Raw genomic sequence first — 9,836 nt, forward strand, 5'->3', positions numbered from 1 at the left:
GAGTCCGCTTTCCCCTGCAGAAAACGGGCCAATGGCGCGGTAGTCGTCGCCCGCGGGCGGCTCGATCTTGATGATATCGGCGCCCAGGTCGCCCAGCAGCGCGGAACATAGCGGCCCCGCGAGCACGCGGGAAAAGTCGATCACACGAATGCCGTCGAGCGGCAGCGCGGGCAGTGTCACGGCGTCTTCCTCCAGAACAGCCAACCCGTTCGGTTGGTGAGCTGATTCTGATCCGCCGAGGCAATAAGATAAAATACTGAATTAAATTAACGGCTATACGAAAATCATATGGGTCTATCGCTCAGGCTCCTGCGCTACTTCGTCGCCGCGGCCGAGACGGGCAGCACGACTGGCGCCGCGAAACAGCTGAACGTCTCGCAACCTTCGATTTCGGTGGCTATCCGTGAACTGGAGGCGCTATTCGACGCGCCGCTTTTCACGCGCGGCGCCGGCACGCGTATGGCGCTCACGCAATTCGGTCAGCGCAAGCTGGATGAGGCGCGGCACTTGCTCGCGTCGGCCTCGGCATTCACAACCGACGATGTGGGCGAAGGCGATCGCGGTCTCGTGCAGATCGGCGTATTCCGCACGATCGCGCCCGTCTATCTGCCGCGTGTGCTCAAGCTCGCGCAAACGCGCTTTCCAGGTCTCAGCGTACAGTTCCGGGAAGGCGATCTCGTTCAACTCGACGAATGGCTGCACAAGCGTCTGATCGATTTCGCGCTCATGTACGACGTAGGGCTGCCCGGCGATATCGAGCGCGAATGCCTCGCCGAACTCAAGCCCTACGCACTCCTGCCCGGCGACTCACCGCTGGCGAAGCGGCGTCGCGCAGTTTCACTGCACGAACTCGCCGCGCTGCCTTTCATCCAGATCGATTTGCCGCAGAGTCGCGATTTTCTGATGGCGCCGTTCTGGCAGCACGGGCTCTCGCCTGACGTGCAGTATCGGGCTACATCCATTGAACTCGTGCGTGCGATGGTGGCGAGCGGCCTGGGAGTGTCACTTTTGATCACGCAAAGTTCCACGGTCGCGCAAACTTCCCTCGTCGTCGAGCGGCCGATACGTGAAACCACCGTCATCCAGCCCCTTGTCATCGCCCGGCCGGCTCGCGCGGCCCACACGCGCGCTTCCGAGTTGCTTGCCGCCTGCGTGCGCGACGCAGTGGCCGAAGCCATGCGTGAACGCGTGGGCAAATGAGGGGAAGATTCGACTGACGCGCTTTCGCGACGAGTCCGCGCTCCCTCTTCCGGGCTTTCGTTGATCGCCAGCGCCGCGGCAGCCAGATCGTCAGGCTGTCACGATGCTGCCGCCCGTGTTCATGATCTTAGGCTCAAACGTATTGGCATTCTGCCGAACCAACACACCCTGCTACGCCGCTGCCCTCCCCTGCACAGGCAATGCACGCCCACGTAGCCAGAGCAAACCCCAAAAGACACAGGCCACACTCTGGGAGCCAACGGCACGGCAGCCAGCGGCAGCTTCCTGCGCTGCTTGATGCAAACGCGCTAATGACACTGCACACCATCAGGACCGGCATCAGTCCGGCAATCAGGCTGGCATCGTTCACGGCGCCGTACGCGCTCGCCGTATGGCTGGACTGCACGGCGGCACGGGCTACCCGTCAGGCGCCGTCGCGCGCGAACCCGTTAGCGGCGTATCACGCGTTCCCAGCCGTGGCGCACCGCGGCTTTGAAGCGCTCCCAACCGCTGTCGGGGTAGCGCGACTCCCAATCTTCGCGGGCATTGGGCTCGACCTGTTGCCAGTCAAACCCACGATACCGCTCATCCTGCCCGAGCGTGGCTCCGTGAGTGTAGGCCCGCCGATACTCGTCGTATGGCGCACCCGTGTTTGCGTAATGAGCGTCATAGTCCCTGCGAAATTCGTTGTCGTCTGGGTCGTCGTTCAGTGGGGTACCGGTGACGCGATCGCCCGCAAGGCCCGTATTCGGCCGACGTTCACCTTTCGCCGCGTTCGTGGCGTCATCGGGCGAGTACCCGGTTCTGGCTTTGAGACCCGCATCCCCACCTACGAAAGTGCGTGTAACTCCGGCGTTGGAGGCGCTCGATGCCCGCTGCTGGTTTTCCATGGTCGGATTCGATCCGCGTCCTTCCGTATGAGTCGCGGCCTTCTGCATTCCAGCGATGGGTTTCGACCCGGTTGAAGAGAAGCGGCTGCTCTGCAATCTGGCTCCGCCAGAGGGAGAAGCACTGCCTGCGGCCGCTGCGTGCGTTGCCTGACCAGGCGTTGTGCCACGCGCAACGGCAGCCTCATCCGTCGTACCCGATGAAGGGGCGATGCCCGCAACGCCTCCGCTCTGCTTCAGCGTGTCATCGCGCCGCCCCGTTGGCGACTCGTACCTGCTGGCGTACTCCTGGCTCGCGAGGCTGGCTCGCTGCAACGGGTCTTCCCGCATGTCCGGCTTCATGGAGCCATGCCTCCAGGCACTGGCACGCTCTTCGATGTCAGCCGCACCCGCACTACGCATTAGTTCGAGAACCCGATCCACTTCCATTTCCGCAACGTCAGCGCTGACAAGCGTTCCGCCACGGCGAATGAATTCACGGTAATCCTCGGCTTCCGGCGGATACTCGTTCGATTTGAAGAGCCGTACGAACAATTGCTCCAGTTGATCGAAAACCGGCTTGGGACGGCGAATAGGGCCACTGCCCGGTGCATAGACACGCGGCCCCTTTTCTGCGGGGGCATCAGCCGACATCGAGTAGATGGCAATATCCGCCTGCGCCACGCCGGCCTCGCCAAGCGCCCGCTGCGCCGAATGCGCATCCGGGTAGCTGTCGTATACGGCCAATATGGTTTGTCTCATCGCTGTCTCCTTCCTTCCGAAATTGCAGCGCGGCGCGTTCTCGCCGCCACTCGGCAAGCTGCGCAACCGACATGCCCAAATGAAACCCAGTTGCTGGTCGATGCCCGCTGTCTCGGGGAAGTCAGCACATTGAACGCGAATCCAATGGGGGCGGAATTCTCGTGGCGATGCGCGGGTATGGACGTTGCAGTCCCCGGGCACAAGCGCGGTATGCGGCTTGCGCATCTCAGTCTGAGCGCGGGTGCGCAGGCCGTTTCAAGGGCTGGATGGTAGCCATCGCAATCCCCGCTCCAGCGAACGCGCACGCGGCGCAGACGAGCGCAACCGCGCGCAGCGCGCCGGCAATGGCGTCGGCTTGCGCGCGCGCCACGGCACGCTGTCGCGGCACAGGGGCGGCGCCCGATGCGACCGCGGCATGCGTGTCCGGCTCCAGCAACTGCCCAGCCTGGCGTGTGTCCCGCGGCACGTGCAGCGCATCGAGGCGCGCCGAAAGCACCGCATCGTGCGACCACACGAACACGATGCCGAGCACCGCAATCGCCAGCAGGCTCGCCACGCGTGCAACCGCGTTGTTGATGCCGGACGCGACACCCGTGCGCTCGCCCGCGACTGAATTCATCACGGTCGTGGTGAGCGGCGCGACGGTGATCGTCATGCCGAGCCCGAGCACGGCGAGTGCAGGGAAGAATCCGGCCCAATAGCTGGCGCGCGCGAACGGCATCCCCAGTAACGCGAACCCGATTCCGGCGACAGCCGGGCCGGCGGTCAGAAGCGCGCGCGAACCGAAGCGGCGCGTCAGGCCCCCAGTGAAGCGCGATAGCGAACCAATAGTGACGGGCACCGGCAGCAGCGCCGCACCCGCTTCGGTCGCGGTATAGCCGTACGCGCGGATCAACGTGAACGGCAGGAAGAAGAATGCGCCGCCGAGCCCGAAATAAAGCAGCAGTGTGACGAGGTTGGCGCCGGTGAAATCGCGCGAGTGGAAAACATCGAGCGGCATCATGGGGTTGGGGCTGCTCGCTTCGATCATCACGAATGCGGCGAGCACGAGCACGCCGGCGCCAATTGCACACCATACGAACGGATGCGCGAAGCCGCGCGCCGACGCCTGCGTCAGGCCGAATGTGAGCGCCGCGAGTCCGGCTGCCGCGCTCAGCGCGCCGGGCCAGTCGAGTTGTTGAGGCGCGTCTCGCTTGTGGCTGTTGGGCACCGACGCCATTGCCAGCAAAATAGTTAGCATTGCAAATGGAATATTCAGGAAGAAGATCGCGCGCCAAGAGAAAGCGTCGACGAGCCAGCCGCCCGCCACCGGCCCCACTGCTGACGTAATCGCGCCGAAGCCCGCCCAGGTGCCGATTGCCCGCCCGCGCGCCTCGTCGTCGAACACCGCGCCGATGATGGCGAGGCTGCCAGGTACGAGCAGTGCCGCGCCAACGCCTTGAACCGCGCGCGCGGCGATCAGCGCAGCCGCATTCGGTGCGAATCCGCAAGCGGCCGAAGCCAGCGTGAAGAGCGCGATGCCCGTAATGAACACCGTGCGGCGGCCGAGCTTGTCGCCCATCGACCCGCCGACCAGCACAAGAGACCCGAGAAAGAGCAAATACGCGTTGACGACCCATTGCATCGCCGCTACGCTCGCGCCGAGTTCGCTCTGAATGGAGGGCAGTGCGACATTGACGACGGAGCCGTCGATGAACGCCATGCTAGAACCGAGGATCGTCGCGGCGAGCGCAAGACGCTTGCGGCGGCACGGACGGTCGACTGTGGCAGGCTGCGTGCGAATGACGAGCTCGTCGCAGGGGCTCGCTTGCGCGGCGATGACGTGCGCGCTCTTCCGCCCGCTGTCGAGAAGATCCGGGTTGGCCAAGTTAGCTCCCGTGCTCAACGAAAGTGACCCTATACGGCAGCCGACGAGAACTTCTTGCGCCGCGCAGGCTGCAGCCAGAGACGGTCCAACAGGAAAAACACCCTGGTCAGGATAACCCAGCTTTAGACCTTATGACACCTGCAGCGCGCGACCAACCCGAGGCCGCCGACCTTTCACCGGATTCCATTTTTGACCAGAGGATGACTTCGTAAAGGAAGATTGCTACATAACGTCCGCTGCCGCACGTCTCGCACATCCAGCAGCAAACGTTACCTGTCGACGCGGAGAGTGAGTCTCGGCAACTCGCCGCGGACTACCTGGGAAATTCGCGCGCAGCCGGCAAGATGAAGATTGGGCACGCGTGGCGCAAGCCCGGCTGGTTCCCGCCAGGCTACCAGGCTGACACCACGCCTGAGCCGGCGCCGCCCCGTTCGTGAACGGTGGCCAGGCCCAGGCATTTCACTGCCACTACTAAAATGCGAAGTATGGGCCCGAACCGCCTGGTGTCGACCGGCCGTCAATTGCCGTGAAAACCGTCCGGCCGTAGAAAAATCCGAGACCCCAGTCGAAAACACCCACGTTGTACCCATCGAAACTGTTCATCGCGTACTCGTAGTTATCGACCATGGACTGTGCGTTCGCCACGGAAAAATCCAGCGTCACCGAGGCGTTATTCGTGCCGCTCATCGTCGCCGACAAGGACAAGGTCGACGCCGGGCAGAAAAATCCGCTCCCGTCCACACATTGCGCAATCGTGCTGTCGTCGAAGAAAATCCCGTTGGAACCGCTGTCGAAGAACGAATGATAGGTCGTACCCTTGTACTGCGTGTTCACACTGAGCGGCTGATCCGCGCTCGCCGCCGAGGTCGTATAGACAGTTGCCGCGCCCAGTACATTGTTCGACTGCGTGCCGATCCCGAATGTCAGCGTGCCTGTCACACTCGACTGTCCGGTGGCCGGCACCGCCGGCAACTGGATCGATACGCCGTTGTTGTCCGTGGCGAACAACGATACGGGATTCGTGACTTGCTGCGCGATCGCGGCCTTCGACGACACACAATTGGTTGCGGAGGTGCATCCGTAATAGACCGGGTGCACGTAAGCGTTCGCCGCACACCCGTCCCCGCAGTCCTGCGATTCGAGACCAACGCCGAGGAGCCCATTGGCGCCGAGCAGCGTGGGCGTATTGAGGTCGCCGATGCCCTGGTTCGTGCAACTGGTGGGTGACGTGCCGACTGCGCTATCCCCGATGATCTGGATCGGCACCGCCGAAGCCACTTCACCGGCAAGCTTCACGTCTGCCGTCGCCACCGCCCCCCATGCCGTGCCCGAACCAAACGCGGCGCACGTGGCCAGCGTGCCGCCGGCTTGCGCCGTCGTGCGCGGCAACGGCAGGCCGCCGATAGCGGACGAAAACAGCCGCAGGCCGTAGGAGCCCGTATCGACCTGCACGTTGTCGATGGTCGTGCAGGTCGTGGTACCTGGCACGCAGATCGTGACCGACGCCATCAGCATGTTCCTGTCGCCATATTGACTCGGCCCGACCTGCACCTGAATCTGGTTGGCCACGTTCGAAGTCGCGCTCTGGTTGGCCACGTTCGAAGTCGCGCCTGGCGTACTGGAGGCCAGCGACGACTGCGACGACGCGCCAGATACGTTGTTGCTACTTCCGCCACCGCCCCCGCATGCAGCGAGCAGGGCAACCGACATGACTACCGCAAAGAAAAAGCGCTTGCTCATGGGCCGACCCTTACTGGATATCTTGAACGTTCAGGCTCGCCGGCACCGCATTCGGTAGCCATGCACGCCCCCAGTAGGCACGCATGTGACCGCCGGTCTGCACCACAAGGTCGGAAGCGCTCACCACGACAGGACCAATCGCGGAATGAGCAGCACGAAAGGCCTTCGCGCCGTCATAGGCGCGCTGGGCGTAGGAGCCGAGCAGCTGCTGAAGATCAGGCATCGCCGGGCCGTGCCATGTCACGGCAAACACCACGTCGTCTCGATTCACATACTCGGTCACGTGCGCGCCGTTTTCGAGCGTGAGCCGCTCGGTCGTGAACAGTTGACCTGTCGTAGTCTGCCGGTTGGCATGCATCTGGCTCTGATCCAAAGCCACGCTCTGGTGAAGGCCACCCAAACTGGCATGCGCGGCCGAACTCATCGCGATCGATGCGGCAACAAATACCCCGCGGATCACTATATTGTGCGCTTGCATAGCTCCAATCATTCCGTTTCTGTTCTACAAACAGTACGCGAGGGCGAGTAATGGATTTATCTGCACTGCTCGCCTGGCTGTTGCTTCGCTCTTATCTGTCGTTGGCGAAGGTCACAGGACGCGCTGGACGGCTCGCGCGGAGTTCGTGATGTCCTGTCCCAGGCCCGCGACCGTGTTGCAGCCCGCCATAACGAGCAGCCCACCGACCATTGTCACGGCCAACATAAACCGCCTCATCATCTCCAACTTCCCCTTCGCCTTTTATTGATCGCCGCTATTTCAATCGGACAGTGAAGTATGGCAACCGGCTGCGATTTCGGTATCTGGCGTGAAGAATGCCCAGCCCTCCTTCGCAGTCGTCTGTGCTGTTCGATAACTTCATTCCGATGCGCCTGCTCGACACGACGGTTATCGGTCGTCGCCCGCCTTAACTTGAGTGATCTACTCAATTCCAGAGATCAATTGGTCCGATGGCAGCGCGCCCGTTGCCGTTCTTGTCGCCTCTCAGCCGAACCCACGCCTGAGCGCTGAGGTCCGCGTATTTATCAATTGCATGCTTTTCGCAAGCAACGAGTTCGTTGCGAAAAATGATAGCTGCGTATTTGTATAGGATGACAAACTAATTATCCGGGCATTTTGCACTGTGGCATGGGTGGCAATCGCCGCACAGCTCGATGCCATGGCCAGGGACATTGCCGTGCCACACCTTGCGGTTAGTTGCATAGATGCGCGACGCCAGTGTCTTGATGCCGGGCTGGACTGCGACATCGGTTGATGTTTCTTGCAGTCGTGTCTCCGGGCCGCCGGGATTACCCGACTAGCCAGAAAGGCTCGTTGCTGCCCGCGCGGGCGGAATCTCGCGACTATGCCGAATTCTGCATCGTGGCTGTTTATTTTCTGCAAGACCTGACAACTTTTGGACTCGTATATTGCTCGCAGCCGACCACCGCAGAAGCGAAAAGCTGGGACGCGAGGGGCAAGTGCCAGCCAGGTCATCGACATTGCAGGCACCTGTACGATCCACCATTGAGGAGCACCAGAACAATGAAATTTCGTAGGACATACCTATCCGCCGCATTGGTCCTGGGTTCAACCCTGGCAGCCGCACCATGCTCCTTTGCAGCAACGCCGGATGTCGTCAAGATCGGCTTCGCCGCGCCGCTCACCGGCGGCCAGGCCCACTATGGCGCGGACTTCCGCAGCGGCGTGCAGCTCGCGATCGAGGACATGAACGCCACTAATCCGGTCATCGGTGGCAAGCCTGTGCACTTCACACTCAACGCCCAGGACGATCAGGCCGACCCTCGCACCGGCACCATGGTCGCGCAAAAGCTCGTGGACGACGGCGTGGTCGCCGTCATCGGCCACTACAACTCGGGCACCAGCATTCCGGCCGCGCCGATCTACGCCAAAGCGGGCATTCCCGAAATTGCCATGGCGACGGCCCCCACCTATACGCGCCTCGGCCTGCCCACCACGTTCCGCCTCCTGACTTCGGACACACAGCTTGGCAGCGTGCTCGGCGACTACGCCGTGAAGGGACTCAAGTTCAAGCGTCTTGCGATTGTGGACGACCGCACTGCCTACGGACAGGGCGTGGCCGAGGAATTTGCCAAGGCTGCGAAGGCGGCGGGTGCGACCGTGGTCGACGAGGAGTATACGAGCGACAAGGCCGTGGATTTCCGCTCGATTCTCACGAAGATCAAGGCGGCGAACGTCGACGCGGTGTTTTACGGCGGCGCCGACACCCAGGCCGCGCCAATGCTCAAGCAGATGAAGTCGCTCGCGATCAAGGCCACGCTGATCGGCCCCGACATGGTCCAGTCGGACAACCTGATCAAGATCGCAGGCGACGCATCCGAGGGCACACTGGCCGCGTCGGAAGGTAGCCCGCTTGCGCAGATGCCCGGCGGCAAGGCCTTTGCCGAGCGTTACACGAAGCGCTTCAATCAGCCGGTGGAACTTTACGCGCCCTATGCCTACGACGGCACGATGGCCGTGTTCAATGCCATGAAGAAGGCGGACTCGACCGATCCACATGTCTTCCTCACCGCACTGAAGGCCACGAACATGAAGGGGGTCACCACCGCTGAGCTCTCGTACGACCAGTATGGCGACCTGAAGTATGGCGGCGTGACCGTGTACAAGGTCGTCAACGGCGAGTGGAAGCCGTTGCAGACCGTGGGTACGAAATAAGGCACAGGAACGATACGCCTGCCGGTGGGCTTCTTGTTTTCGCTCACCGGCACGCTCGCCGGATTTCTACAAGCGGTGGCGCGGCGGAAGACCGTTATCGACCCGTTGCGCCCTTCTCGGCCCCTCGCCCGAACGTCGGCTCACCGGTCAACCTCGGACTTCCGAGTCGCACCTCTCGCCACGTAATAGAATGCGCTTCCTGACGACGTACCGTGTCTCGCGCAAACCATGTCCGATACGCCCACACTTCTCGAGTTGACTACAGCACTGCGCGAACGCGGAATCGACCTTTCCGGGGCCAATGTTCGAATTGGTAGTGATGGCGACTCGGAACAATCCTCTGCCATGCTCATTTCGTTGATAAAGGCGAAAGTGAAGCGCGGCACGTGTAGCCTGCTGTGGTCGTGGGAATTTGACGGCGAATGCCTGCCGCAGGAAGGGGACATTGAAATTGTTCTGGACGTTCGCAATCGCCCCGTTTTGCTGCTACAGACGATGAAAGTCGAGATAGTCCCTTTCGCGAAGATCTCTACCGAGTTCGCGGCGGCCGAGGGGGAAGGTGACCTCTCGCTGGAAGACAGCGCCCAAACGCCAGAACCCCGGCTCTCTTTCGGAGAGACCGGGGTTCTGGACATTACAGCATGAGGAGCCTGACGATTACCTACTTTCACACGGGCAATCCGCACTATCATCGGCGTGGAGTCGTTTCACGGTCCTGTTCGGGATG

8 protein-coding genes are annotated in these 9,836 nt (G+C 62.1%); 3 read left to right on the top strand and 5 right to left on the bottom strand.

Going from position 1 to position 9,836, the window contains the following annotated elements; translation table 11 throughout:
* Positions 1–180, bottom strand: a 180-nt coding sequence (locus VMJ11_RS10120) for a CoA transferase (protein WP_325619278.1), incomplete at its 3' end; no start/stop codon positions are given.
* 108 nt (positions 181–288) lie between these two features.
* On the opposite strand from VMJ11_RS10120, the gene VMJ11_RS10125 reads away from it, so the two are divergent.
* On the top strand, positions 289–1,200 hold the full coding sequence (locus tag VMJ11_RS10125) for a LysR family transcriptional regulator (RefSeq protein WP_325619279.1): 912 nt from the start codon (positions 289–291) through the stop codon (positions 1,198–1,200).
* 449 nt (positions 1,201–1,649) lie between these two features.
* Here the strand turns inward: VMJ11_RS10125 and VMJ11_RS10130 are convergent, their stop codons facing one another.
* The 4 genes from VMJ11_RS10130 to VMJ11_RS10145 all read right to left on the bottom strand — a co-directional run bounded on the left by VMJ11_RS10130 (position 1,650) and on the right by VMJ11_RS10145 (position 6,913).
* Positions 1,650–2,828 (bottom strand): hypothetical protein, encoded by a 1,179-nt coding sequence (locus tag VMJ11_RS10130; protein ID WP_325619280.1) that lies wholly within the window; start codon positions 2,826–2,828, stop codon positions 1,650–1,652.
* 226 nt (positions 2,829–3,054) lie between these two features.
* Complete coding sequence (locus VMJ11_RS10135) at positions 3,055–4,695, bottom strand: MFS transporter (protein ID WP_325619281.1); 1,641 nt, start codon at positions 4,693–4,695, stop codon at positions 3,055–3,057.
* Positions 4,696–5,166: 471 nt separating this feature from the next.
* A complete protein-coding gene (locus VMJ11_RS10140; RefSeq protein ID WP_325619282.1) occupies positions 5,167–6,435 on the bottom strand; it encodes a DUF3443 domain-containing protein in 1,269 nt (422 codons plus the stop codon).
* 10 nt (positions 6,436–6,445) lie between these two features.
* Positions 6,446–6,913, bottom strand: a complete 468-nt coding sequence (locus tag VMJ11_RS10145) for a DUF2844 domain-containing protein (protein ID WP_325619283.1) — start codon at positions 6,911–6,913, stop codon at positions 6,446–6,448.
* A gap of 1,044 nt (positions 6,914–7,957) precedes the next feature.
* On the opposite strand from VMJ11_RS10145, the gene VMJ11_RS10150 reads away from it, so the two are divergent.
* Both VMJ11_RS10150 and VMJ11_RS10155 read left to right on the top strand, forming a co-directional pair.
* Positions 7,958–9,109 (top strand): branched-chain amino acid ABC transporter substrate-binding protein, encoded by a 1,152-nt coding sequence (locus VMJ11_RS10150; RefSeq protein WP_325619284.1) that lies wholly within the window; start codon positions 7,958–7,960, stop codon positions 9,107–9,109.
* A gap of 228 nt (positions 9,110–9,337) precedes the next feature.
* Positions 9,338–9,754, top strand: coding sequence for an ASCH domain-containing protein (locus VMJ11_RS10155; protein WP_325619285.1), 417 nt, complete (start codon positions 9,338–9,340; stop codon positions 9,752–9,754).
* The last annotated feature ends 82 nt before the right edge of the window (positions 9,755–9,836 follow it).

This window comes from Paraburkholderia sp., assembly GCF_035501035.1.
Taxonomy (GTDB): Bacteria; Pseudomonadota; Gammaproteobacteria; order Burkholderiales; family Burkholderiaceae; genus Paraburkholderia.